Source organism: Candidatus Hydrogenedentota bacterium (assembly GCA_012730045.1).
Taxonomy (GTDB): Bacteria; Hydrogenedentota; Hydrogenedentia; order Hydrogenedentales; family CAITNO01; genus JAAYBR01.
Window position 1 is genome coordinate 1 of record JAAYBR010000059.1, and the last position, 24,678, is coordinate 24,678.

At 69.7% G+C, this 24,678-nt stretch carries 19 protein-coding genes; 11 read left to right on the forward strand and 8 right to left on the reverse strand.

Features of this window, described 5'->3' with window-relative positions; translation table 11 throughout:
- Positions 1-217 precede the first annotated feature (217 nt).
- On the reverse strand, positions 218-2,125 hold the full coding sequence (locus tag GXY15_05870; GenBank protein ID NLV40737.1) for an FAD-dependent oxidoreductase: 1,908 nt from the start codon (positions 2,123-2,125) through the stop codon (positions 218-220).
- 22 nt (positions 2,126-2,147) lie between these two features.
- Positions 2,148-2,855 (reverse strand): CPBP family intramembrane metalloprotease, encoded by a 708-nt coding sequence (locus GXY15_05875; protein ID NLV40738.1) that lies wholly within the window; start codon positions 2,853-2,855, stop codon positions 2,148-2,150.
- Between the two features lie 79 nt (positions 2,856-2,934).
- Here GXY15_05875 and GXY15_05880 point away from each other — a divergent pair, with 79 nt between their 5' ends.
- The 10 genes from GXY15_05880 to GXY15_05925 all read left to right on the forward strand — a co-directional run bounded on the left by GXY15_05880 (position 2,935) and on the right by GXY15_05925 (position 17,142).
- The gene (locus tag GXY15_05880) at positions 2,935-5,556 is read left to right on the forward strand and encodes a hypothetical protein (protein NLV40739.1); all 2,622 of its coding nucleotides are present in this window, start codon (positions 2,935-2,937) and stop codon (positions 5,554-5,556) included.
- Positions 5,557-5,759: 203 nt separating this feature from the next.
- The gene (locus GXY15_05885; protein ID NLV40740.1) at positions 5,760-7,091 is read left to right on the forward strand and encodes a Gfo/Idh/MocA family oxidoreductase; all 1,332 of its coding nucleotides are present in this window, start codon (positions 5,760-5,762) and stop codon (positions 7,089-7,091) included.
- Positions 7,088-9,397, forward strand: a complete 2,310-nt coding sequence (locus GXY15_05890) for a hypothetical protein (protein NLV40741.1) — start codon at positions 7,088-7,090, stop codon at positions 9,395-9,397. Before GXY15_05885 ends, GXY15_05890 begins: the two co-directional genes overlap by 4 nt.
- 843 nt (positions 9,398-10,240) lie before the next feature.
- Complete coding sequence (locus GXY15_05895) at positions 10,241-10,996, forward strand: triose-phosphate isomerase (protein NLV40742.1); 756 nt, start codon at positions 10,241-10,243, stop codon at positions 10,994-10,996.
- A 49-nt stretch (positions 10,997-11,045) separates the two neighbouring features.
- Positions 11,046-11,684, forward strand: a complete 639-nt coding sequence (gene secG, locus GXY15_05900) for a preprotein translocase subunit SecG (GenBank protein ID NLV40743.1) — start codon at positions 11,046-11,048, stop codon at positions 11,682-11,684.
- 126 nt (positions 11,685-11,810) lie between these two features.
- The gene (gene murA, locus GXY15_05905) at positions 11,811-13,064 is read left to right on the forward strand and encodes a UDP-N-acetylglucosamine 1-carboxyvinyltransferase (GenBank protein NLV40744.1); all 1,254 of its coding nucleotides are present in this window, start codon (positions 11,811-11,813) and stop codon (positions 13,062-13,064) included.
- A 25-nt stretch (positions 13,065-13,089) separates the two neighbouring features.
- Complete coding sequence (gene hisD, locus GXY15_05910; protein ID NLV40745.1) at positions 13,090-14,400, forward strand: histidinol dehydrogenase; 1,311 nt, start codon at positions 13,090-13,092, stop codon at positions 14,398-14,400.
- A gap of 1 nt (position 14,401) precedes the next feature.
- Positions 14,402-15,454 (forward strand): histidinol-phosphate transaminase, encoded by a 1,053-nt coding sequence (hisC, locus tag GXY15_05915; protein NLV40746.1) that lies wholly within the window; start codon positions 14,402-14,404, stop codon positions 15,452-15,454.
- Between the two features lie 3 nt (positions 15,455-15,457).
- The gene (locus GXY15_05920; protein ID NLV40747.1) at positions 15,458-16,171 is read left to right on the forward strand and encodes an HAD family hydrolase; all 714 of its coding nucleotides are present in this window, start codon (positions 15,458-15,460) and stop codon (positions 16,169-16,171) included.
- The gene (locus tag GXY15_05925; GenBank protein NLV40748.1) at positions 16,168-17,142 is read left to right on the forward strand and encodes a hypothetical protein; all 975 of its coding nucleotides are present in this window, start codon (positions 16,168-16,170) and stop codon (positions 17,140-17,142) included. The genes GXY15_05920 and GXY15_05925 overlap by 4 nt, the downstream gene beginning before the upstream one ends.
- A 3-nt stretch (positions 17,143-17,145) precedes the next feature.
- Here GXY15_05925 and GXY15_05930 read toward each other — a convergent pair whose 3' ends face one another.
- Genes GXY15_05930 through kdsB form a run of 3 tightly spaced genes read right to left on the reverse strand, consistent with a single transcriptional unit; the run spans position 17,146 to position 20,634 of the window.
- Positions 17,146-18,246 (reverse strand): hypothetical protein, encoded by a 1,101-nt coding sequence (locus GXY15_05930; protein NLV40749.1) that lies wholly within the window; start codon positions 18,244-18,246, stop codon positions 17,146-17,148.
- Positions 18,239-19,864 carry a CTP synthase gene (locus GXY15_05935; GenBank protein ID NLV40750.1) on the reverse strand — a complete coding sequence of 542 codons (1,626 nt, stop codon included), beginning with the start codon at positions 19,862-19,864 and terminating at the stop codon, positions 18,239-18,241. Before GXY15_05935 ends, GXY15_05930 begins: the two co-directional genes overlap by 8 nt.
- Positions 19,861-20,634: a 3-deoxy-manno-octulosonate cytidylyltransferase gene (kdsB, locus tag GXY15_05940; GenBank protein NLV40751.1), complete on the reverse strand. Its 774-nt coding sequence runs from the start codon at positions 20,632-20,634 to the stop codon at positions 19,861-19,863. Before kdsB ends, GXY15_05935 begins: the two co-directional genes overlap by 4 nt.
- Positions 20,635-20,854: 220 nt before the next feature.
- On the opposite strand from kdsB, the gene GXY15_05945 reads away from it, so the two are divergent.
- Complete coding sequence (locus tag GXY15_05945) at positions 20,855-21,940, forward strand: type IV pilus twitching motility protein PilT (protein ID NLV40752.1); 1,086 nt, start codon at positions 20,855-20,857, stop codon at positions 21,938-21,940.
- A gap of 41 nt (positions 21,941-21,981) precedes the next feature.
- Here the strand turns inward: GXY15_05945 and GXY15_05950 are convergent, their stop codons facing one another.
- From GXY15_05950 to GXY15_05960, 3 genes are all read right to left on the reverse strand, one after another.
- Positions 21,982-22,629, reverse strand: a complete 648-nt coding sequence (locus GXY15_05950; GenBank protein NLV40753.1) for a methyltransferase domain-containing protein — start codon at positions 22,627-22,629, stop codon at positions 21,982-21,984.
- 153 nt (positions 22,630-22,782) lie between these two features.
- Positions 22,783-23,535 carry a four helix bundle protein gene (locus GXY15_05955; protein ID NLV40754.1) on the reverse strand — a complete coding sequence of 251 codons (753 nt, stop codon included), beginning with the start codon at positions 23,533-23,535 and terminating at the stop codon, positions 22,783-22,785.
- A gap of 16 nt (positions 23,536-23,551) precedes the next feature.
- Positions 23,552-24,673: a hypothetical protein gene (locus tag GXY15_05960; protein NLV40755.1), complete on the reverse strand. Its 1,122-nt coding sequence runs from the start codon at positions 24,671-24,673 to the stop codon at positions 23,552-23,554.
- Between the last annotated feature and the right edge of the window lie 5 nt (positions 24,674-24,678).

Below are 24,678 nucleotides of genomic sequence, written 5' to 3' on the forward strand. Positions count from 1 at the left end.
TACGAACGGCAGTACCAGGAGCGGTTGCTCAAAAATCTCGCAAGACAAGCCACAAGAATGGGTTGCCAGCTCATTGTGGAAAACTCCGGAGAAGTACTTTCTTAGCAGCGAAGCGAAGCAATCTCGTGCCCGCCAATGCCCCATCTGCCGCGGAAATCTCTCGTCGGAACGCCTTCGGTCCGGCGCGTCACGCGGCTAAAGAACCGCCGTCCGGGTTTCAGTAGCAGCGCATTTCGAAAACGCGGGCGTGCGGGTCGCCGTTGGTGGCGAGCACGCGCAGGCGCAGCGTCCTGGTCTTCACGGGCGTCTCAAAACCGTGGCGGACCAGGCGCAGGAAGTTGCCCGTGTTTCGGGCGATTTCCCGCCACTTCCCGCCGTCCTTCACCTCGAGCACATAGTCGCGCACCGTCTCGGGCTGCGGTCCGCGCACCTGCCCGGTGAGCGTGCCGTCCTCGCCGCTAAGGAACAGTTTCCGGTGGAGGCCCGTGTCGAAGGTGAACTGCACCTGACGGAGCGTCTGCTTCTTCCCCCATTCCAGGCAGAGCCAGGCCCCCTCCCCCCCCATCTCCGCGCGCCACTGGTGGGCGGACCCGTCGCCGATGTCGCGGTTCACGCCGTCCAGCACCGCCTCCGGCGGACAGCCGGGGGCCTGCCCCGACGCCGTGGCCCGCGCGCCGCGCGCCAAGTCGGCCGGGTCGGCGTTCACCACGCCGACCAGCGACTGGTCCTCGCGCAGGAGGCACTGGTGGAACCGGGCCATCCGCGCGGGGTCCGCGGCCACGTCGCGGGGCAGGCATTTCTCCGCCGCGCAGAAGGCCGCCGCCGCGCCCGCGGCCTGCCCCATGGCGGCGCAGGTGGCCATGACGCGGGTGGAGGTGAGGGCGACATGGGACACGCTGATGTTGCGGCCCGCCATGAGCAGGTTGGGCAGGTCCGCGCTGCACAGCGAGCGCAGGGGGATGGAATAGGGCTTCTTCAGGCCGATCTGCACGCAGGGCGGCAGGTCGCGGTCGTCCATGCCGCCGGGCGGGTGGTCGTCCATGGGCCAGCCGCCGTAGGAAACGCGGTCGGGATAGGCCACCGCCTCCTCCAGCTCCCGCTGCACCATGACGTGCCCGCCCAGAATGCGGCGGCTCTCGCGCTTGCCGGGGATCATGCCGACCCATTCCAGGGCCCAGCGCTCGGACTCGGGGTGCTTCCCGCTGTTCTTGATGTGGTCCCATACGCCGGTCAGGATGCGCAACAGCTCGTGGCGGATGCGGCGGTTGTCCTTGATGGTGTCCAGCTCGCCGCCCCACTCGATCCACCAGTAGCCGTACTCCCAGCTGCGGATGCGGCGGTGCTTGAAGTCCTCCTCGGTGAATTTGCGCGCCCAGGCGGGGGGCGTGTAGGGCATGGGGCGGTCGTGCCGCCGCGCCATGAAGAGCAGGCTGTTGCCCATGGTCTTCTGGTCGGCGGTCTCCGGCGCGAGGGACTCCCCGTACTCGGCGCGGCCCTCCCGCCCGCGCATATAGCGCGCCCCGGCCAGCGCCGCCAGCGACGCGTCGCCCGTGCAGTCGAGGAAGAACCCGGCGGAGACGGTGTGCCGCTCCTCCAGCAGGGCGCTGGCGGCGGTCACACGGACCACGCGCCCGCCCTCCACCGCCGCGCCGACCACCGCCGTGTCCAGCAGCAGCGTGATGTTCGGCTCCGAGACCACCTTGTCGTAAAGGACCATGTCCCACATTTCGAACGAGCGCTGGGGGTTGAGGGCCGCCTCCGTGAGTTTCAGCTCCTCGATGATCCCCGTCTCGCGCCAGAGCGGGTTGCCCTTGAGGGCGCTGGCCCCGAGCACGTGCATGCGGATTTCGCTGCTCCCATTGCCGCCCAGCCGGGAGCGGTCCTGGATGAGCACGACCCGCGCCCCGCCGCGCGCCGCGGCGATGGCAGCGCAGACCCCCGCCAGCCCGCCGCCGGCCACCACCACATCCGCCTCCAGCGTCTGGTGGGTCCACGAGGCGAACAGCGGATCGTCCGGGAGGATGGGCGTGTCCGCCTCCGCGGCGCTCAGCCACAGCCCGGAGGTCAGGAGCCCGCCGGCCCCCGCCAGAAACCCGCGCCGCGAGGGGGTGTTTCCGTTGCTCATGATTCCGCCTCCTTGTCCAGACTCAGGCGTTGAAGAGATTGTTCAGGGCGTGGGCAAGCGTTCCCGCCGCGACGGAACGCGTCCGGTGGACAACATACCCGAAAACAAGCCCCAGCAGAAAGATGGAAAGCGCGCCGCCGGCCGGCGACTTCAGATTATCCAGCAGGCAGCCCTGGAAATGCCAGCCCGGCAGGTGGATGGCCAGGAAGAATGCGGCGGTCAGCAGGTTGGCACTCCAGAAGCGGAACCGCCCCGCCAGCGCGCCCATGAGCGCGCCCCGAAAAGTGAACTCCTCGACCAGCGGCGCGACCACCACGCCGCTGAACAGCGGCCAGCCCGGCGCGGACGCGAACAGCGGCCGGTGCCCCGCCCATTTGACGGCGAGGGCCGTCACCCCCAGCGCGAGCCCGACGCCGCCCCCCCACACGATGATCTCGCGGACCCGGGACAAGCCCATGACTCCGCCCGCGGAGCGGCCCGACAAGCGGATGAGCACCAGGGACGGGGCGATCCAGAGCAGCAGCTTCATCCCCAGCCAGTAGAGGGACCGCGCACCGCTTTCGTCCAGCCAAGACGTGTTCCCCTCCAGGGCGCGCTCCAGCAGCCACGCGCCAATCCAGACAACGGGAAGCGCGCAGGCGAAGGCGGCGGCGCACGCCGCCGTGTGCGGAAAGGGGGAAGTCCCAGCCCCCGTCTGCATGTCTCGGCTCTGAAGCGGCTCGGGCACCATGAATGGACAGTCTCCTTCCGGGTATTATCCAGCACAGGAGAGAATGATTCCACCTGGCGAAAACTCAAGGAGTCCGGACATGAGAAACATCCTTTCGGCGGCGTGCGCGTTTCTGTTGTGCGCGGCTGCCCAGGCGGATGTCGTGCTGATGTCCAAAGGGGAAACAGACAGCACTGTTGCGGTGAACCGGACAGTCAACCCCGGGTTTGCGGGGGGCGCGAACGGATGGACCGGTTGGAAGCTGGGGTTCACCCCGGAGGACGGCGGCGGGCGGGACGGGTCGCCCGGGGTGCGGTGCGCGGCGACCAGCACGGAGGAGCAGCACGGGGCCGGCCAACTGGTCATGCTCAATCAGGAGCGTCCGCGCCCCGTCGCCGCGGGCGGATGGAGCCGCGCAGAGGGGGTGGACGGCACCGCGGACAACGGGTATTCCGTGTATGTGGACGTCAACTACGCGGACGGAACGCATCTGTGGGGACAGACGGCGGCCTTCTCCACCGGCACCCATGACTGGGAGCGGCGCTGCGTTCAGGTGGTTCCAGACCGGCCGGTGGCCTCGCTGACGGTGCACGCGCTGTTCCGGGGGCACAACGGGACCGTCTGGTTCGATGACTTCTCCCTGGAGGAGTATCCGGACGATCTGGGCCTGTTCGAGGGCGTTCCCGTCCGGAAAGCCCCGGCGCCGGAGACCTCTGAGAACACGCTTGGGATCTCCCTGAGCGGCGGGCTGTCACTGGCCGTGGACGCTGAAACCGGCGCGCTGTCCTCTCTCGCGCTTGAGGGGCGCGTGCTGGGCTCGGGAGGCTTGCCGGTGTTTGTGCGGGATGCCGCCGGGGACGGTGAGTTCGTTGCGCCGGACTGGTCGGTCAGCCCCGCCGGGGACGGGATCTCCCTGACCGGCGAGTCCGCCGCCCTCCGGCTGCGCTTGGAGGTCACGCTCCGCCCACGGGGGGACCGGCTGGAGGTGGACGGCACGGTGACGGACCTCAAAGGCGCGGAGCGCGCGGTCACGGTGTATGTCCCGTTTCCGGTCGCGGGCGACTGGACCTGGTGGGAGGACATGCGCCGGAGCGTCCCCGCCGCCGGGGTGCGCCAGAACAGCTTCCGCACCGGCGCGGGGGCCACGGGCATGCGGGCGTCCTATCCCCTTGCAGTGCTGACGGGGCCGCGGGACGGCCTGATGCTGGCCGTGCCGGTGGACGAACCGCGCCACCACCGCCTCGTGTACGACGCGGACCGGGACCTGCTGTTCGCCGCCTTCGATTTCGGACTGAGCCCCGCCACGCGGATCTTCCCCGGCGCGGCGTCGTTCAGGCTGCTGCTGTGCGCCGCCGACCCGGCCCTCGGGTTCCGCGGGGCGCTGGAACGGTATTACCGGATGTTTCCCGCCGCGTTCGAGAAACGGATTCCCACCGAGGGCCTGTGGATGGCCTTCACGGACATCGCGACGCTGCCCGGCCCGGAGGACTTTGGCTTCGCCTTCCAGGAGGGCGCGCCGAACATCGTCTGGGATGAGGCCCACGGCATCCTGAGTTTTCCCTACACCGAGCCCATGACCACCTGGCTGAAACTGGACCCCGGCGCGCCCCGAACCCATGACGGCGCTGTCGGGCACCTCAACGCCCTGCTGGCGGACCCGGCCCATCCGCTGCACGGCGGCGCGTCGGCCATCGCCGTGTCCAGCGTGCTCGACGCGTCGGGAAAGAATGTGCTGTCCGTGGTGAACGCGCCGTGGTGCGACGGGTGCGTCTTCGCCCTGAACCCCGATCCGGGACTCCCGACCACGGAGAGCCGCCCCCTCAACCGCGGACAGGACGAGCTGGCGCGGCTGGAGAAGGCCGTCACGGAACCCGTGGACGGCGCGGTGGCCGACGGAGCCTACATTGACTCCTATGAATTCTGGGCAAACAGCATTGACTACTGCGCGGACCATTTCGTTTCCGCGGAGATCCCGCTGGTTTTCGACGCACAGTCCCACCGTGTCGGGGCGCTCACCGTGTTCTCCGTGTTCACGTTTCAGAAGGAGCTGGCCCGCCGGATGCACGGCATGGGCAAGCACATGATGGCCAACGGCGCGCTGGCGAGCTACGACCTGGCCGCGCCGTTCCTGGACGTGCTGGGGACCGAGACCAACTGGATGCCCGGCGGCCGCTGGCAGCCCATGACGGACGCGGAGCTGTGCTTCCGGCGCGCGCTCTCCGCGCGGAAGCCCTACTGTTTCCTCATGAACACCCACTATGCGGACTTCACCCTGGAGCTGACGGAGCGGTACATGCAGCGCGCCCTCGCCTACGGCATGTTCCCCGGATTCTTCTCCGAGAACGCCTCCACGGACTGCTATTTCACCAAACCGGAGTGGTACGAGCCCGCGCGCCCCCTGTTCAAGAAGTACATCCCCCTGATCCGGACCATCGCCCGAGCGGGATGGCAGCCCGTCACCCGCGCCGCGAGCGGCGACCCGGCGGTGCTGCTGGAGCGGTTTGGGGAGCCCGGGGACGGCACCGTCTACCTGACGGCGCTCAACGACTCGCCCGAGCCCCGCACCGCGCACATCACCGTGGACCTCGCCGCCTTGGGCTGGGACACGCCCCCGCGGGTGACGGAGATGCTGTCGGGCGCCGACACCGCCCCGGGGGACAACGCCACCATCCCGCTGGCGCTGGCCCCGGAGCAGGCGGTCCTGCTGCGTTTCACCCGGTAGGCGCGCGGGCCGCGGTGCGGCACCGTCCCCGCGGGAGCCCCCGGCTCGAAGAGGGCGGATGATGATTCGCCCCACCGCCCCCTTCCCCATCTGCGCACATCTGTGTCATCTGCAGACCTCCCGCCCTTGCACCGGAGATGCCCGCAGGGTATGCTCTTGGGCAGGGACGCGATGGACTGCACGCGTCCGCAGGACTCCCCCCCATGAACAGACCAGGCGAAAAACACCCCCTCAGCCGCAGGGCCTTTCTGCGGCGGACGGCCGCCGCCGCCGCGGGCGCGGCGGTGTTTCCCATGATCACGCCGGGCCGCGCGCTCGGGCTGGACGGCGCGGTGTCGGCGGGCAACCGGATCACCGTGGGCCTCATCGGCATGGGCCGCATGATGGAGAACCACATCGGCCCGTTCCTGAACGACGCGGAGTGCCAGGTGCTGGCGCTGTGCGACGTGGAGCGGAACCGGCTGGAGTACCACGCGGGGCGGGTCAACGCCCATTACACGCGGGCCAACGGCGGCGGGTCCTACAGCGCGTGCGACGTCTACGGCGATTTCCGCGCCCTGTGCGCGCGGCCGGACATTGACGTCGTGCTCATCGCCGTGCCGGACCACTGGCATGTGCTCATCGCGATCGAGGCGCTGAAGAACGGCAAGGACGTGTATCTGGAGAAGCCGCTGTCCCTGACCATCAACGAGGGGAAGGCGCTGCGGGCGGCGGTGCGCCGGTATGGCCGCATCCTCCAGACGGGCAGCCAGCAGCGCTCGGACACGGCGTTCCGCACGGCCTGCGAGCTGGTGCGGAACGGCCGCATCGGGAAAGTGCTCGAGGTCTATGTCAACGTGGGCGGCCCGCCGCAGGAGGACAACCTGCCCGGGGAACCGACCCCGGAGGGGCTGGACTGGGACCTGTGGCTCGGCCCGCGCCCGTGGCGGCCCTACTCGTCCGTCCTCGCGCCACCGCAGTCGTTCCGCGGCTGGCCGGAGTGGCGCTACTACCGCGAGTATGCCGGGGGCGGCATGACGGACTGGGGCGCGCACCACTATGACATCGCCCAGTGGGGGCTGGGCAGGGACGGGAGCGGCCCCGTGGAGATCATCCCGCCCTCGCCGGACACGCCGGAAACCACCCGGCTCACGCATGTCTACGACGACGGCGTCCGCATGTTTCACGGCGGCGCGGCCGGCGGCGCGGGCGTGGAGTTTGTCGGCGAATCGGGCCGCGTCCGCGTGAACCGGGGGCAGTTCCTGGAGACGGAGCCGGAGACGCTGAAATATGAGACCATCGGCCCGGAGGAGACGCGCCTGTACGCCAGCGCGGACCACCGGCGGAATTTCCTGGAGTGCGTGCGCTCGCGCCGGGAGCCCATCTGCCCCGTGGAGGTGGGCCACCGCTCGGCGACCGTGTGCCACCTGGCGAACATCGCCTCGCTCCTGCGCCGCCCCCTGCGGTGGGACCCGGAGCGCGAAACGTTCGTGGACGACCCCGAGGCGGACCGCCTCCTGGAGCGACCCATGCGCGCGCTGTGGCAGCTCACATGACCGCGCGCACGCCTGCACGCCGGTTGTTCCTCGCCCTGCTGCTGGCGGCGGCCGCGCCGTTCGCCGCCGCGCAGGACGACGCCCTCACCGCCGCACTGGCGGCGCTCCAGGCCTGGGAGCCCGGCGGGGACTTCGCCGCCTGCGAGCAGATCGCCGCCCTGGTCGCCGGCGCGGGCCGCGATCCCACGCGCCGCGCGGAGGTGGCCGCACGGCTGGCCGCCGCACTGGAGGGGGCGGACGACGCCGCGCGCACGTTCCTCTGCGGGCAGCTCTGGCAGGTCTGCACGGAGAACGAGGCGGACGCGCTGGGCCCGTGGCTAACGGACGACAAGCTCTCCCCGCTGGCCCGGTATGCGCTGGAACGGGTGCCGGGGGCAAAGGTGGACGCCGTGCTGCTGGCCGCCGCGGAGAAGGCCAAAGGGGTGGCGCTGGCGGGCCTGCTGGACAGCCTGGCCAACCGGGGGAACCCCGCCCACGGGGCCGTCCTCGCCGGACACCTCGCCGACCGGGATGTCGCCGTGGCGGTCGCCGCCGCAAACGGACTGGGGAAACTCGGCGGAGCCGAGGCCGTCGCCGCGCTGGAGAAGGTGCGCGCGAAGGCCTCCGCCCGCCTGCGCCCTGTGGTGGTCGCCGCGCTGGCCGCCTGCGCCGACCGCGCCGCCGCATCCGGCAACACCGCGCTGGCGGACCAGGTGTTCACCGGCCTCCTCGCCCCTGGCGAGCCGCCCGCCGCGCGGGACGCCGCATTCCGGGGGCTGGTCCGGCTGGGCAACGCCGGGGCCCTGGCGCGCCTGCGCACCGTGCTTTCGGGGGAGGACTTCCTCCTGCGGCCCGCCGCCCTGGGCCTGCTGCATTCCGAACCGGGCACACCCGTCACCGAGGCGGGCGTGGCTGCGCTGGAGAACGCCAATCCGCTGATCCTTCCCCGGCTGGTGGCGGCCCTGGGCGACCGGGGGGACCCCGCCGCCCTTCCGGCGCTGACGCCGCTGACGGCGCACGCGGACGCGGAGGTTCGGCTCGCCGCGCTGGTTGCGATGGGCAAACTCGGCACCGCGCACACGGTCACTGAACTGGCCCCCTTCGTGCAGAAAGACGGCCCGGAACGGGAGGCGGCGCTGGCGGCCCTCGCCGCGATCCGCGACCCCGAGGCCAATGGCATGCTGCGGAATCTCCTGCTGGAGTCGCCGCCGGAGACGGCCGCCCTGCTGGCCCCCTGCGCCGTGTCGCGCCGGGCGGCGAACTGCGCGGACGTCCTGCTCGCCCATGCGGCCTCGGAACATGCGGGGCTGCGCGCGGCGTCCCTGCGCGCCCTGGGCGGGCTGGCGGCGCCCGAGGCCCTGCCGGAACTTCTTGCCCTGCTGGTGTCCGCCCCCGTTGACTCGCGGCCCGACGCCGAACGCGCCCTCGTGGACGCCGTCCGCCGCTGGGGTCCGTCCGAAGACCTTGCCGCGCACCTGACCGCCGCCTACGCCAGACAGCGCAAGCCCGAACACCGCGCCGCGCTCCTGCGGGTCCTGGGCGGCACCCGGTGCCCCGGAACCCTGGCGCTCGTCTGCAAAACGGCCCGCAGGGGACGGAAGGACCTCCGGCTGGAGGCCGTGGCCGCGCTGGGCGGGTGGCACGCCCCCGAATCGCTGGACATGCTCCGCCGCCTCGCCGTCAAGGAGCGCCGCCCGGAGGTGAAGGCCGCCGCCTACGACGCCCTCGTGCGCCTGGCCCGGGAGAGCGGCGGCCTGCCGCCGGAGGAGACCCTCGCCCTCCACCGCGAGGTGCTGGCGCTGGCCGCCACGCCCGAACAGCGCCGCGCGGCCCTCGCCGCCGTCGGCGGATGCGGCCTGCTGGAGGCCCTCGACCTGGTCGCCCCCCTCAAGGACGACCCCGCCACCGCCGCCGAGGCCCGCGCCGCCGAAACGCGCCTCCGCGCCAAGTTCATCACCGCCACCGTGTCCGAGAACATCATGGAGGCGCGCCGCGTCCTCGATGGCACCCCCGCGACCTTCTGGCAGACCGACGGGCCGCAGGCCCCCGGCCCGTGGATTGAGCTCGACCTCACCCGTCCCGCGCGGGTCTGCGGCGTCATCCTGCACGCGCCGGAAGGTTCAGGGGTGTACCCGCGCGCCTGCGAAGTCTACGTCTACACCGAGCCGGGACAGCCCGGCACCCCCGTCGCCGCCGCCGCAGGCGCCGACCCCGTGACTGAAATTCCCTTCCCCCCCGCCGAAGGCCGGTACCTCCGCGTGGTCCAGACCGGCGCCGACCCCGCCGCCAAATGGGCCGTCGGCGAAATCCGGCCAAAATTCGACTGATTCCGGGGCCAATCTTCGCCCGGACGCCGGTCATCCCGATATCCCGTGCGTGCAAGTCCCCACGAAGAAAGGCGGCGGCAAGCCGCCCCGCAGGCTTGCCTGCGGGCCGCCACGGCGCGGGGCAACAGCCCCCCCGTTCGCGCCAATGCGCCCCTGTCCGCGTGTCCCCCTCCGCGCTCTCCGCGTCTCTGCGATGAGTCTTCCCTCCTGAGCGCCGGTTTTGACGTGGTGCCGGAAGAGTTCCCAACGCGGAGACGGGCGGTATTGAGAGATGGGGAAGCCCAAGCCATGGCGGGCACGAGATGGCCTCGCTGGGTTTGACATGACGGGGTTTCGTCGCGGAACGGGAGGGAAGACAAAGAGGCCAGGCTGGAGCCTGGCGATCCCAGGGGCGCGCGGTTTGGGGATTATGGAGAAGCCCAAGCCATGGCGGGCACGAGATGGCGTCGCATGCGCTCGCCATGGCGGGTTGACCGTCGGTCTATCACGCGGCCATCGCCCACGCCGTCATGGCGAACGCAGTGACGCCATCTCGTTCCCGGCGCGCCTTCGGTCTGGACCTCCCCCTCCGGCGATGCACGGTCCGCCTCTCCCGCGACGACGCCGGCGCCCTGGGACCGGGTTTGGGCAGGGGGCTGGCGGTCCGTTTCAGGCGGTGCAAGTTGTTTTGCCGCGCCTGATTGTGATACGGTAGCGGGGCACAATCCCGCCGAATGTCCGCAGGGTTTTCCTGGGGGTGGGCCTCGTTGGCCCCCTCTGGAAGGCGTTGCGGGGGGCGGGATTCCCTGTCTGTTTCCCTGGAAAAACGCAGCAAGGCGGCGCACGCCGCGGGAGAATGCAGTAGTGAGAAAGCCGATCATCGCCGGAAACTGGAAAATGAACCTGAAGATCGCGGAGGGCGTGGCGCTGGTGGAGGCGCTGAAGCCGCTGGTCGCGGACGTGGACAATGTGGAAGTCGTTGTGTGCCCCATGTTCACGGCGCTGGACGCCGTGGCGAAGGCGGCGGCGGGCTCGAACGTGCAGGTGGGCGCGCAGAACGCCTATGTGAAGGCGGGCGGCGCGTTCACGGGCGAGATCGGCCCGCAGTTCCTGCAGGACGCCGGGTGCGCGTGGGTGATCATCGGCCACAGCGAGCGGCGCCACATCCTGGGCGAGACCGACGCGCTGCTGAACGAGAAGCTGCGCTTCGCCCTGGCGGCGGGGATGAAGGTGATGTTCTGCATCGGCGAGCTGCTTGAGGAGCGCAAGGGCGGCCTCATGAACGACGTGATCCGCCGTCAGGTGGTCGAGGGGCTGAAGGGCCTCACGGCGGCCGACCTGGCGAACGTGGTGCTGGCGTACGAGCCCGTGTGGGCCATCGGCACCGGCGAGACGGCGTCGCCCGAGCAGGCCGAGGAGGTCCACGTGTTCACGCGGGCCCTCGTGGCCGAACTGTTCGGCGCGGACGCGGCGGCGGCGATCCGGATCCAGTACGGCGGCAGCGTGAAGCCCGACAACGCGGCCGAGCTGTTCTCGAAGGAAAACGTGGACGGGTTCCTCGTCGGCGGCGCCGCGCTGAAGGCGGACGGCTTCGCCGCGATCATCCAGGCGGCCCGCTAGAAAACACCGGCCCCTCCGGGGCGCCGACCACAAAGGACTTGACAGACCCATGCTTGAGGCAATTTTCAACTCGACCGTGCTGTGGTGGCTGATCCTGCTGCTCTATCTGCCCGCCTGCCTGGGGCTGGTCGTCATCGTCCTCCTGCAGAAGGGCAAGGGCGCGGGGTTCGCCGGGGCCTTTGGCGTCGGCGGCGGCAGCGACACGGTGTTCGGCCCCCGCTCGTCCAAGAGCCTTCCGCAGAAGATCACCTATGCGGCGGCGGCCCTGTTCATGCTGCTGGCCCTGCTGATGTCCACGCTCTCCGGACGCGTGGGCCGCAGCGCGGCGCCCGAACAGGTCACCGAGGAGGAAATCGCGAACATGAACGCCCTCTTCGAGCAGCAGAACCCGGCGGCCGACGCCGCGGCGGCGCCCGAGGGCGATGCGGCGGCGGCGGTCCCGGCGGCGGACGCCGCGGCTCCGGCCGAGGCCCCCGCGCCCGCGCCGGTGGTGGTGGAAGCCACCCCCGTGCCGGATGCGGCCCCGGCGGAAGCGGCCCCGGCGGAAGCCGCGCCCGCGCCCGCAGTCGAGGCGGCTCCGGCCCCGGAGGCGGCCCCCGTGGTCGAGACGCCCGTCGCGCCCGAAGCGGCGGCCGCGGCGGCGGAGGAACATACGACGGAGACGGCGCCTGCCCCTCCCGCACAGTGAGTCAATTACCGTAACGGACGCAGGCCCAAGGCTTTTACCGGCTTTGGGCCTTTGTTGTTGCAGGGGCCTCCGGGAACGCCAAGGGCCTTTCCGGGGATACAGGATGTCATCGGTGGAGAACAAGCCATGGACCGAATCGTAATCCGGGGGGGGAACCCGCTGAGGGGCGCGGTGCACGTGCACGGCGCGAAGAACGCGGTGCTGCCGCTGATGGCGGCGTCGCTGCTGGCGGAGACCCCCTGCACGCTGCACAATGTGCCCTGCCTGCACGATGTCTTCTCCATGGACAAGCTGTTGTCGCACATGGGCGTGCGGACGGAGTTTACGGGCCGCTACATGATCATGGACGCCTCCGGCCCCCTGGAGCCCGAGGCGCCCTATGACCTCGTCCGGAAGATGCGGGCGTCGTTCTTCGTGCTGGGGCCGCTGCTGGCCCGGTGCGGACGGGCGCGCGTGTCCCTGCCCGGCGGATGCGCCATCGGCACCCGCCCGGTGGACATCCACCTGAAGGGGCTGGAGGCCCTGGGCGCGAACATCCGCCTGGACGAGGGCTATGTGCTGGCCGACGGGAAGCTCCGGGGCACCCGGTTCACGCTGGACTTCCCCAGCGTGGGCGCGACGGAGACGCTGATGATGGCGGCCACGCGCGCCGACGGGGTCACCCGGCTGGTGAATGTGGCGCGGGAGCCGGAGGTGGCGGACCTGGCGCGTTTTCTCAACGCGATGGGCGCGCAGATCTCCGGCGCGGGCACGGATGTCATCACCGTTGTGGGCGTGGAGGCCCTCGGCGGGGCCGACCACACGGCGGTCCCCGACCGGATCGAGGCGGGCACGTTCCTGGCCGCGGCCGCGGCCACGGGCGGCGACGTGACGGTGCTGGACGCGAACCCGGACCATCTGCCGGTCTTTCTGGACAAGCTGGCGGAGGCGGGCGCGACCGTGGAGACGGGCGCAAACCGCATCCGCGTGGCCGCGCCGAACCGCCTGAAGGCGGTGGACGCCGCCACGCAGCCCTTCCCCGGCTTCGCCACGGACCTCCAGGCGCAGTTCATGGCGATGCTGACCTGCGCCGACGGCGCGAGCCGCATCCGGGAGACGGTGTTTGAGAACCGGTTCATGCAGGTGGCCGAGCTGGTCCGCATGGGCGCCGACATCAGCGTGGACGGAAACATGGCCATCGTGCGCGGCGTCTCCGGGCTGTCGGGCGCGCCGGTCATGGCGTCGGACCTGCGCGCGAGCGCGGCCCTCGTGATCGCCGGCCTCATGGCGGGCGAGGGCGAGACGGTCCTGCACCGCGTCTACCACATTGACCGGGGATATGAGCGGATCGAGGAGCGCCTGGCGTCGCTGGGCGCGGACATTGTGCGGGTCCGGGACTAGACCGGAACCGCGGAGGCCGGGCATCATGGAAAAACACGTCATCACCGACGACGCCGCGCTGGCGCAACTCAGGCGCCGGCTGCTGGCGCGCAGCGCGCCGGGCGGCACCCCCGCCGCCGCGGCCCGCCTGGAAAGCGTCCGGGCGATTGTGGAGGCCGTGCGGACGGAGGGCGACGCGGCGGTCGCGCGGTTCACGGAGCAGTTCGACGGGGTGCGCCTCGCGCCGGAGCGGTTCGAGCTGACCCGGGAGGAGATCGAGGCCGCCGGGAGCCGCGTGGACCCCGAAACCCTCGCCGCCCTGGGCCGCGCGATGGAGAACATCCGGGACTTCCACGCGCGAAACCTCCGCGAATCCTGGGAGCGGGAGTACCCCGACGGGTCGGTGATCGGCCAGCGGGTGGGCCCCGTCGAGAGCGCGGGGGTCTATGTCCCCGGCGGCAAGGCCTTCTACCCCTCCTCCGTGCTGATGAACATCGTCCCCGCCCGCGTGGCCGGGGTGACCGAGATTATCATGGTGTCGCCGCCGTCCCACAACGGCGACATCCACCCCGGCGTGGTGGCCGCGGCGCGGATGGCGGGGGCGACCCGCGTCTTCCGCGTGGGCGGGGCGCAGGCCGTGGCGGCCCTCGCCTTCGGCACGGAGACTATCCCGGCGGTGTGCAAGATCACCGGGCCGGGCAACGCCTATGTGACGGCGGCCAAGGCGCTGGTGCGCGGGGCCGTGGAGATTGACAGCGAGGCCGGGCCCTCCGAGGTGCTGGTGCTGGCGGACGCCTCCACCAACCCGCGCTTTGCCGCCGCCGAGCTCTTCGCCCAGGCGGAGCACGACGAGGAGGCCATGTGCCTGCTGGTCTCGGACAACGAACAGACGGCGGACGCCGTGGCCGCCGTGGTGGACGCGGAGCTCCCGGCGCTCCAGCGCGCGGGCATCGCGTCGCGCGCCCTGGAAGAGCTGGGCCTGCTCATTGTAGCCCGCTCGGCGGCGGAGGCGGTGGACCTCGCCAACTTCATCGCGCCGGAGCACCTGAGCGTGCAGACGCGGGACGCCGAGGCAACGGCGAAGCAAATCCGCAACGCCGGGGCCGTCATGGTCGGCCCGATGACGCCGGTGGCCGTGGGCGACTACATCGCCGGACCGAACCATGTGCTGCCGACCATGCGGCGCGCCCGGTTTTCCTCGCCCCTGACGGCGGAGGATTTCCGGAAGGTGACGAGCTATATCAAGTACAGTGAGGAGCGCCTGCGCGCGCAGGGCACCGACATCGTGCGCCTGGCCGAACTCGAGGGCCTCGAGGCCCACGCGCGGTCGGTGACGGTCCGCCTGGAGGAGTCGTGACATGAAGTACAGCCGGAAAATCCTGGAGACGGTGGAAGGCTACACGCCGGGCGAGCAGCCCTCGGACCCGGACGTGATCAAGCTGAACACGAACGAGAACCCCTATCCCCCGTCGCCGCGGGTGATCGAGGCCGTGCGCGCCCTGGGCGTGAACGCCCTGCGCCGCTACCCCGACCCGCTCTGCGCGGCTTTCCGCGCCGAGTGCGTGCGCCGGTACGGTCTGCAGGGGCCGGAATGGGTCATCGCCGGGAATGGCATGGACGAGCTGCTGGCGCTGGCGCTGCGCGCCTTTGTGGACCCCGGCGACCGCGTGCTCGCGCCCTACCCCACCTACTCCCTCTACGAGGTGCTGTGCCGGCTGCACGACTGCGCCCTGGACTCGGTGGACCTGGACCCGTCCTTCCGGCTTCCGGACGGGTTCTTCTCCACGCCCGGAAGACTGTGCTTTCTGGCACGGCCCAACGCGCCCACCGGCGTGTCCGCGCCCCGCGCGGAGGTGGAGCGCCTCTGCCGGAGTTTCCCCGGCATCGTGGTGATTGACGAGGCCTATGTGGACTTTTCCGACGACCACTGCATGGACTTCCCGGAGCGGTTCCCGAACGCCATCGTGATGCGCACCTTCTCCAAGTCCTTCAGCCTGGCGGGCATGCGCGTGGGTATCGCCGTGGCGCGTCCGGAGCTGATCGCGGAGTTCGTGAAGGTGAAGGACTCGTACAACCTGGACGCCTTCAGCCAGGCGGCCGGTCGGGCCGCGCTGGAGGACTACGACTACATGCGCGAGAACGCCGGGCGCGTCCGCAGCACGCGCGCGTGGCTGCGCAACGACCTGCTGGCCCTCGGGTTCGACGTGCCGGAGTCGCAGAGCAATTTCCTGCTGGCCCGGTGGAACGGGACGCCGGACGCGCGCGCGCTCTTCCAGGGCCTGCGCGACCGCGGCATTCTGGTGCGCTATTTTCCGCACCGGCTGCTGGAGAACGCGCTGCGCATCACCATCGGCACGGACGAGGAGTGCGCGGCGCTGCTGCTGGCGCTGCGCGCGCTGGTCGGGGCCTGAGGCGTGTTTCTCCGGTTCCTCCGGCGCGCGGTCCCCGAGGGGGAGGCGCTTCTCTTCGACTACGACGGCGTCATCGCCGACTCCGGGGAGGTGTACTTCGCCGAGTTCACGCGACTCTGCGCGGAGATGGGCTTTGACCGCCTGAACTCGAAGGAGGCCTTTCTCGCCCTCTTCGACCACAACCTCGTGCTCCAGCTGATCCGGGCGGGGTTCCCCCTGCGGCGGCTGAAGGAGCTGGGGCGGCAGGTGGCCCCGCGGGTGGAGGCCGCCAATGAGCGCATATCGCCCTTCCCGGAGATGCCGGGCATTTTGGCCCGCCTCGCGGATGTTCACCCCGTGTATATCATCACCTCCAACGCCACGTTCACCGTCACCCGCTTTCTTGAGAAACACCGGGTGGAGGGCGTGCGCGGGGTGATCGGCGCGGACCAGGAGACGAGCAAGGTGAAAAAGATCCGCCGGGTCATGCGCCTGGAGCGCGGACGCCGCTGCTGGTATGTCGGCGACACACGCGGCGACATCGTCGAGGCCCGCCGCGCCGGGGTGCTTTCCGTGGGCGCGGCCTGGGGCTGGCACGACGAGGCGCGCATCTGCTCGGCCCGGCCCGACGCCGTGGCCCGGCGGCCGGAGGACCTGCTGCGCTGGTTTGGCGCGCCGAAGGCCGACCTGGAAACCGTCCGCCGCGAGGGCGGCCCGGCGGAGGAGACACATCCATGAAAGGTCTGCGAAAAAAGAGACTCCTGTGGCTGGCCGTGCTGGCGGTTCTCGGCGCGCTGGGATGGCAATTCGGCCCCGTGCCCGTCCTGCTGGTCGCGGGAATGCTCGGCGCGGCCCTCAGCGTGCTCTTTCTGGTCCAATGGACGCTGGCCGGGCGCGGACTCGCCACATTGGAGGCCCTCCGCGCGCGCCACGGGTTCAACGCAATGGCCGGGGAACTGCGGGCGCGCCTGGGGACTCCGGACACTTTCCGGTTTGTCGTGATGGGAGACACGCGGAACAACACCGCCGTCGCCGCGCGGCTGTACGAAAAGGCTGCGGAGGAGACCCCCGCCGTCCTGTTCCACACCGGCGACATCGTGCGCCGGGGCAACCCCGGCGAATTCCTGCGCAACCATGTGCCGCTGCTCCCCCTGACGGGGGGCGCGCCCCTGTTCTGCGTGCCGGGAAACCACGACCAGGGCGCGCGGCGCGACTTTGCCGCGTTCCGGGCGCTGTACGGCGACGACCGGTTCTCCTTCGATTTCGGCGGCTGCCGCTTTGTGGGCTTCAACAACTGCCGCCGGGACCGGGTGGACGATGACACCCTGGCGTGGCTGCGCGCGGAGCTCGCCAAGCCCGGCGCGAAGCGGCGTTTCGTCTTCCTGCACATCCCCCCGGTGTTCTTCGAGGAAACCTTCGCGGGCGACGCGCGCCGAAGGGGGTTCCGGAAGAACCAGGACGCCTTCCACACGGTCATGCGGGAATGCGGGGTGGACGAGGTGTTCATGGCGCACATCCACGGCTACGCGACCCACGTGCGCGACGGGGTGCGCTACACGCTGACGGCGGGCGGGGGCGCGCCCCTCAGCGGGCGCATCGCCAAGGAGAACCGGAACTTCCATTACGTGGCGCTGAACGTGTCGCCGGAGGGGCTGCGGCGGACAGTGGTCTTCCTGGACGGGGAACGTTGGGCGCGGAGGGAGGAGTAGGGCTCACGGGGTTTCTGCGGGCGGTTCCGGCGTCTTGGGCAGTGCCGGGGCGTCAAGAGGGACAATCTCCTCCATGAGGACCCGCCCCGTGGGACTTGCCGCGCGGACCCGCAGGGCATCCGAATCCTCCGGGGGGGGCAGGGAGTTCAGGTTGAGCGTCCATTCCCCCTTCATGCGGGGCTGCAGAACACGCACCGTCCCCTCGTCCGCCCCCGGCCCCCGCCACACCCACACGCGGTCCGGCACAGTAAAAAGGGCAAAGCCCCCCGCGTCTGCGGTCCCAAACTCCAGGGTCACCGAGTAGGGCCGGGCGCCGCCCGCGGCGGGGGCCTGCCCGCACTGGACGGACACCTCCCGGGGGCTGTCATTGTCACAAACCAGCCGCCACACGCCGTTGGGACCGGGGAGCAGGTCAAAGCGCACCTCCCCGGAAAAAAGCATCCGGTGCGCGGCGAAGCCCGCGACGCACAGCACGGCCGCAGCCGCCAGCAGCAGCGCCCGCCGGTCTGTCCTGCTGAGGGCGGAGAAGAACGTCCCCCGCCGGCCGCGCAGGACGGCCGGGGCCGCCGGTTCCCGGGGCGTGTCGTAGATTTTCTCCGGGTGGGGAGGGGCGCCGCCGTCCTTTCCGGGCAGGGAAAAGCGCTTCAGCTCTTTTTCATATCTTGGCAGGGGCAGGTCTATGCGCCCGCCGAGCTCCGAGACATCCCCCACGGCAAGCAGGTGGTTGCACAGATTGGCGAGGGCGCCCTGCTCCTCGATCTCGCGGGTGAGGGACCGGTTCTCATCGTTCGCCTCGGCCGCGCCCAGCTTCCCCTCGGCCACCCGGTCGGGCAGGCGTTTCTGCCGGTACACGGCCACGCGCACGCGGTCCTGGGCGGCCTCCCGGCGGTTGGCCAGATGGGCCCGCATCTCCGCCAGGGCGGCCTCCGCCCGGGCGCCCTGCTCCTTGAACCAGCCGTCGTTGGACGCCCAGTCCATGCCCGGGGGCAGGTCAAACTCGCGCGGCTTCCGCGCCCCGCTCCGCAGGGCCGCCGCCTTGTCCCGCCAGGACAGCAGCAGCCTGTGGCGGCGCTCCAGGAGGTCTCGCGCGACCTGGCTAAGCACGCGCGTCCTTGTACGCCGCGGCGGCCCGCACAAAATCCCGGAAGAGGGGCTGGGGCCGCTGGGGCTTGCTCTTGAACTCGGGGTGGAACTGGGAGGCGCAGAACCAGGGGTGGCCCTTCAGCTCGATGATCTCGACCAGCTCGTGGTCGCCCTTGATGTGGCGTCCGCTGACCACCATCCCGGCGGCGCACAGGCGCTCCAGATAGACGTTGTTAAACTCGTAGCGGTGGCGGTGGCGCTCGAAAATGATGTCGGCACCGTAGGCCCCGCGGGCCAGCGTGCCCTCCGCCAGCTCGCAGCGGTACTGGCCCAGGCGCATGGTGCCGCCCATTTCCATCACGCCGCGCTGCTCGGACAGCAGGGAGATCACGGGGTCGGGCGTGTTGGGGTCAAATTCGGTCGAGGTGGCCTTCGGCAGGCCGAGAAGGTTCCGGGTCATCTCGATGACGGCAATCTGCATGCCGAGGCAGATGCCGAAATACGGCACCCGGTTCTCGCGGGCGTAACGCACCGCCATGATCTTGCCCTCGATGCCCCGCGAGCCGAACCCCGGCCCGACCACGATGCCGTCGTACTCGGAAAGGGTCGCCGCGACGTCCACCCCCTTCTCAAACTGCTCGGAGTCCACCCACTGGAGGGAGACCTTGCAGTCGTTCCAGATGCCCGCGTGGACAAAGGCCTCGTTGATGCTCTTGTAGGCGTCGTCGTGCCCGACATACTTGCCCACGGCGGCGATCTTCACCACCTTTTCGGCCGCCTTGAGCCGGTCCACCATGGCGGTCCACTCGGACAGGTCACCCTCGGGCACGTCCATCCCCAGCCGCTTGAGGACGATCCCGTCAAGATGCTGGCTCTTGAAGTTCAGCGGGATGGCGTAGATCGGGGAGATGTCCTCCGCGTTGATGATCGCCTCCCTCGTCACGTTGCAGAAGAGGGCGATCTTGGCGCACTGGTCCGGACCCAGCCGCTTCTTGCCCGTGCGGCAGACAATGACGTCGGGCTGGAGGCCGATGTCGCGCAGGGAGCGCACGCTGTGCTGCGTGGGCTTGGTCTTCAGCTCGCCGGCCGCCTCAATGTAGGGCACCAGCGTCACGTGGATAAAGCAGCAGTTCTCCGGGCCTATCTCCAGCCGGAACTGGCGCAGCGCCTCCAGGAAGGGCAGGCTCTCAATGTCGCCCACCGTGCCGCCGATCTCCACAATCGCCACGTCCACCCCGTCCTCCTCGGCCGTGAGCATGCGGATGCGCGACTTGATCTCGTCCGTGATGTGCGGGATCACCTGCACGGTCTTGCCCAGGAACTCGCCCCGCCGCTCCTTCTGGATGACGGCGTTGTAGATGCTGCCCGTCGTGGCGTTGCTCTTCTGGGAGAGCTTCGCCGAGGTGAAGCGCTCATAGTGCCCCAGGTCGAGGTCCGTCTCCGCCCCGTCGTCGGTCACGAAGACCTCCCCGTGCTCGAAGGGGTTCATCGTGCCGGGGTCCACGTTGATATAGGGGTCCAGCTTCATCATGGCGATCTTGAGGCCCCGCGACTCCAGCAGGAGCCCCAGGCCGGCGGAGACAATCCCCTTCCCCACCGACGACACCACGCCGCCCGTTGTGAACACGTATTTCGTCATGACGAGGCCTCCTCCGTTGATTTTTCCAGTATCGCGCGCACGCGCTCCAGATCGGCCGGCGTGTCCACGCCGACGCCCCGGTATTCCGTGTCCACCACGACAATGCCGAAGCCGTTCTCCAGAACGCGCAACTGCTCAAGCTTTTCGAGTTTTTCCAGGGGGGTCTGGGGCATCTTCGCGTACCGCAGCAGGAACTCCCGGCGGTAAACATACAGCCCCACATGCTGCCAGTAGCAGGTGTTCGCGGCCTCCCGGTCCGCCGCGTCCCGGATGTGCGGGATCGGACTCCGGGAGAAATACAGGGCCCGCCCCGCCGCGTCGCACACCACCTTCACCGCATTGGGGTCGGCGATGAGCTCCGGGTCCGTGATCCGGTGCCGGGCCGTGGACATCACGGCCTCCGGGTGGTCCAGCAGTGCCTGCACGGCGGCGTCCACGGTGGCGGGGTCAATGAGGGCCTCGTCCCCCTGCACGTTGACGATGATTTCCGCCGGATGGCCCTCCGCCACCTCGGCGATCCGGTCGGTGCCGCTGGGGTGGTCCGGTCGGGTCATCACGAGGCGCGCCCCGTACGGCGCGACCGCGTCCGCAATGGCCGCGTCGTCCGCGGCGATCAGGGTCTCATTCACCAGTTTCGCCCGCCGGGCGCGCTCGTAGGCGTGCATCACGAGGGGTTTTCCGGCCAGGGGAACGATGATCTTTCCGGGGAAGCGGGTGGAGGCGAAACGGGCGGGAACCACGCACAAAACGTATGGTTTTCCGCTTGTCATGACACAATACTCCGCCTTGGTTCAGCCAGTCACAGGGTCAGCCCGAAAGAAACTTTCCAAAGGCTAGAGGGGAGGGGGGGCCCGTTGCTCTAACGGGACTGCATCTTAGCACAGCGGCCCGGGGGGAAGCAAAAGGCCGTGGCGGAAATTGAAACCGGGGCCGGGGGCGGGTAGAATCGCGGCGTGGGGGGCGGGGCGGCGGAAAATGGAGGACGGGCGCATGTCGGAGATTGACGGCTATCTGAACATCATGGTGGAGCAGGGGGCGTCGGACCTGCATTTCTGCACGGGGTGCAAGCCGATCCTGCGCCGGGACGGCGCGATCATCAGCCTGCGCGAGGAGGTGATCTCCGCGCAGCGGGCGAAGACGGTGATCTATGAGATCATGCCGCCCCGCAACGAGAAGGAGTACAACGAGCGGAGCGACACGGACTTCGCCTACGACATCCCCGGCCTGGCCCGGTTCAGAGTGAACGTTTTCCGGGACATCAAGGGGATCGGGGCCGTTTTCCGCGTGATCCCCTCGGACATCCTCACCATGCAGGACCTGCGGCTTCCCGAGCCCGTCCGCAAGTTCTGCACCCTCCAGAAGGGCCTGGTTCTCGTCACGGGCCCCACGGGCAGCGGAAAGTCCACCACCCTCGCCGCCATGATTGACCACATCAACAACACGCGGACGGAGCACATAATCACCATTGAGGACCCGGTGGAGTTCGTGCATCAGAACCAGATGTGCCTGGTGAACCAGCGCGAGGTGCACACCCACACGGACAGTTTCAAGTCCGCCCTGCGCGCCGCCCTGCGCCAGGACCCCGACATCGTCCTGATCGGCGAAATGCGCGACTTGGAGACGACGCGCATCGCCCTGGAAACCGCGGAGACCGGGCACCTGGTCTTCGGCACCCTGCACACCACCACCGCCATCAGCACGGTGGACCGGCTCATTGACCAGTTCCCCGCCGACGAGCAGCCCCAGATCCGCACCATGCTCGCCTCCACCCTGAAGGGGGTCGTGGCGCAGAACCTCCTGAAGAAGAAGGGCGGCGGCCGCGTCGCGGCCATCGAGGTGCTCGTGGTGAACTCCGCCGTGGCAGCCCTCATCCGGGAGTCCAAAATCCAGCAGATCATGAGCATCATGCAGACGGGCAAGCGGGAGGGCATGACGCTGCTGAACCACGAACTCGCCCATCTCGTCCGCGAAGGCGTCGTCGAGGCGGAGGAGGCCTACCGGAAATCCGTGGACAAGCCGGACCTGCTCAAGCAGTTCGACTCCTTCAAGATCAGCTACATCCCGCCGGAGGAGTAGCGGCGGAAACACCTTCATCCCGCGGCAAATCCGGACAGAGGTCAGCGCAGTTTGTAGGTGATGGCCATGCCGTCCTGCTTCTCGTCCGAGGCGCGGACGATGACCGTCTCGTAGTCGGGGCTGTTCTGGACATGCTCAAGATAGTCGCGCATGGCCTCCGCCGAGACGATGACGTTGTCGGCCACGATCACGGCCCCGGCCTTCAACTTCGGCTCGATCAGCTGGAAGTACTTGAAGTAGTCGGTCTTGACCGCGTCAATATAAGCGAAGTCGAAGGGACCCTCCAGTTCGGGGAGGGTCTTCAGGGCGTCCCCCTCCACGCAGGTGACGGACTTGTCCAGCCCGGTCTTGGCAAGGTTCTCCCGGCAGGTCTTGACCGCTTCCGGGTCAATCTCCAGGGTGTAGAGATGGCCGCCCGTGCGCTCAAAGGCGATGCCCATGTGCAGCGCGCCGTAGCCCGTGAACGAGCCCACCTCGACCCCCCGCTGCGCGTTCCGGGTCTCCACCAGAATCCGAAGGAGCAGGGCGTCCTCCGGCGTCGTGCTCAGCCCGGTGCGCGGAAACTCCCGGAGAAACGCCTCGCGCGAAGCGGCGTCCCCCGCGCCGCGCTCCCCGGAGAGCGCCCCCGGCGCGCCCAAGGCCAGGGCCAAGGCAGCCAGAAACGTGACGATGACAATCTTGTGCTTCATTCCGCATCTCCTTTGCCCGGCGTTCGGGCGCACATCCCGCGGTTCAAAAAAAACGCATGGACACCCAGCGATAAAGGCACAGCGCGAGCATACATCCAAAGGACCCGAAGAACACGGCGGCGAACGCCACGAAGAATGAATCGGACAGTCCTTTCACGTGTTCTGGTCGGAACGCGCCACGCCTCTGCACTTCGGGAAGGCCGCGCATCCCCAGAACGGCTTTCCGGCATTCGGCCCTTTTCGGGCGGTGCGCGCCACGGTCGGGCCCCCGCACACAGGACAGGCCGGACCATTCTCTTCCTGCTGTGTCCGGCGGTGTTCCACCCGCGCTGCGGAAAGCTGCTCCGTGTATCCGCCCCCTTCCACAAACGCGCGTTCCAAGGCCGATATCTGACGGTCGAGCAGGTAGTTGGCCTGGTGAATCAGGCAGATGACCGTGTTCGCCACCACGGCGGGATCACGGGATTCCAGCCAGGGGGCATAGAGGGAAGCATCGGACCGATCGGTCGGATCCGTCGGATCGGTCGGATTTTCCATCTTCCGCCCCAGATCGCGCACCTCGCGGGACTCGGGGGTGTCTTTCCCCCATTGCGGCAGTCCCCGCTGGCGCAGAAAATCCTCGTAGTCCAGCAGAAGCTCATCCAGGCTGGCGCGCGCGACGTTCACCAGACGCAGCTCGGTTTGGCTGGAGACAGCGGAAGCCCGGCTCCCCTCCGCAATGTTCTGGCGACCGCTCCGGGCGGCCTGAACCATTTGATCCACCGTGCGCGAGCGCTCAGGCAGGAAGCGTCTGCAGAACATGGCTGTGGCGTCATAGATCACCGTGGCGGTGCGAAAGGAGCGCAGTCTCCGGTATCCCCCGCCCGCGCGCAACCGACCCTGTTCCTCCACCGGATTAATCTCCATGCCTTCCCGTGCCGCCCTATGGTAGCACCCCCCTCAGCACCGGCTCCAGCGCGTCGGCCATGCGCTGGAAGCCGAGGTCCGTGGGGTGGGTGCCGTCCACCGTGGCCTCGCCGTCGTCGCCGAGCAGGGCCGCGCCGGGCACGTAGTGCAGCCCCGTCACCCCGGCGGCGGTGAGCCGTTCGTGGGCGGCGCGGAGCGCGTCGTTCTTCGCGGTGTATGACTCCCGGGGTCCGGGGAGAAAGGCGCCCGCCTGGTACGAGATGTTCTCCACGAGCACGATGGGCGTGTCGGGGCGCGCGGCGCGCAGGGCCTTCACGAAGGGCTCCACCCGCTCCGTCACCTCCTGCGGCGTCAGGTTGGGCAGGCAGTCCAGCACGTACACCGCCGCGTCCACCTCCGCGAGCAGTTCGCCGAGGGCGGGCTCCATCCGGCCGCTGCCGGAAAAGCCCAGGTTGATGACGGGCCGGTCCAGCCGCCGTCCCAGAATGGACGGGTAGGCCATCCCGGGCCGCGACGCGCACCCGCCGTGGGTGATGGAGGTGCCGTAGACCAGCACCGGTTTCTCCCGGTCCGCCGGCCGCGCCGGCCCCTTCGCCATCGCCGCCGCCGGGGGCACGCCGATCTCCAGGGACTCAGTGCCGTTGTACAGCGGCAGGCAGACCATGAACTCATGGAGCCCCTCCGGGATGCCGTCCGCGAGCAGCCCCTCGGTGGTCTGCTCCTTGGGCCGCCCGTTGCCGATCCAGCGCCACACGGCGCCGTCCCTCACATACAGGTCCAAACCGCTCACTCCGGTGGCGGGCATGTGGGGCATGGCCAGCTCGGGGTTCAGCACGGTCCACCGCGCGGAGATTTTCGGCGCGTCGGTGGTGAAGCGCACGCACAGCCCCGCCGAGTGGCGGCTCAGGGACCACACCGACTTGGGCACGTTTTCCTCGGCCCGCGCGGGCAGCCGGTCGTAGAACCTCGCAGTGTCCTGCCACCCCTTCCCCTCCACCGTCAGGCCCCGGGCGTCATACCACAGCCACTCCCCCGTGGCGTCCTTCGCCGCGAAGTTGGGGTCCAGTTGCTCAATTTCCGAGGCGGCGGCCGCAGGCGCCTGCGGGAGAAGGGCGCACACGAGCGCGGCAAGAAACATGCCGT

What these genes read in the sequence shown, in the direction of transcription:
- GXY15_05870 (NLV40737.1), bottom strand. Translation starts at nt 2,125, where the DNA reads ATGAGCAACGGAAACACCCCCTCGCGGCGCGGGTTTCTGGCGGGGGCC.
- GXY15_05875 (NLV40738.1), bottom strand. Translation starts at nt 2,855, where the DNA reads ATGGTGCCCGAGCCGCTTCAGAGCCGAGACATGCAGACGGGGGCTGGG.
- GXY15_05880 (NLV40739.1), top strand. Translation starts at nt 2,935, where the DNA reads ATGAGAAACATCCTTTCGGCGGCGTGCGCGTTTCTGTTGTGCGCGGCT.
- GXY15_05885 (NLV40740.1), top strand. Translation starts at nt 5,760, where the DNA reads ATGAACAGACCAGGCGAAAAACACCCCCTCAGCCGCAGGGCCTTTCTG.
- GXY15_05890 (NLV40741.1), top strand. Translation starts at nt 7,088, where the DNA reads ATGACCGCGCGCACGCCTGCACGCCGGTTGTTCCTCGCCCTGCTGCTG.
- secG (NLV40743.1), top strand. Translation starts at nt 11,046, where the DNA reads ATGCTTGAGGCAATTTTCAACTCGACCGTGCTGTGGTGGCTGATCCTG.
- murA (NLV40744.1), top strand. Translation starts at nt 11,811, where the DNA reads ATGGACCGAATCGTAATCCGGGGGGGGAACCCGCTGAGGGGCGCGGTG.
- hisD (NLV40745.1), top strand. Translation starts at nt 13,090, where the DNA reads ATGGAAAAACACGTCATCACCGACGACGCCGCGCTGGCGCAACTCAGG.
- hisC (NLV40746.1), top strand. Translation starts at nt 14,402, where the DNA reads ATGAAGTACAGCCGGAAAATCCTGGAGACGGTGGAAGGCTACACGCCG.
- GXY15_05925 (NLV40748.1), top strand. Translation starts at nt 16,168, where the DNA reads ATGAAAGGTCTGCGAAAAAAGAGACTCCTGTGGCTGGCCGTGCTGGCG.
- GXY15_05935 (NLV40750.1), bottom strand. Translation starts at nt 19,864, where the DNA reads ATGACGAAATACGTGTTCACAACGGGCGGCGTGGTGTCGTCGGTGGGG.
- kdsB (NLV40751.1), bottom strand. Translation starts at nt 20,634, where the DNA reads ATGACAAGCGGAAAACCATACGTTTTGTGCGTGGTTCCCGCCCGTTTC.
- GXY15_05945 (NLV40752.1), top strand. Translation starts at nt 20,855, where the DNA reads ATGTCGGAGATTGACGGCTATCTGAACATCATGGTGGAGCAGGGGGCG.
- GXY15_05950 (NLV40753.1), bottom strand. Translation starts at nt 22,629, where the DNA reads ATGAAGCACAAGATTGTCATCGTCACGTTTCTGGCTGCCTTGGCCCTG.
- GXY15_05955 (NLV40754.1), bottom strand. Translation starts at nt 23,535, where the DNA reads ATGGAGATTAATCCGGTGGAGGAACAGGGTCGGTTGCGCGCGGGCGGG.
- GXY15_05960 (NLV40755.1), bottom strand. Translation starts at nt 24,673, where the DNA reads ATGTTTCTTGCCGCGCTCGTGTGCGCCCTTCTCCCGCAGGCGCCTGCG.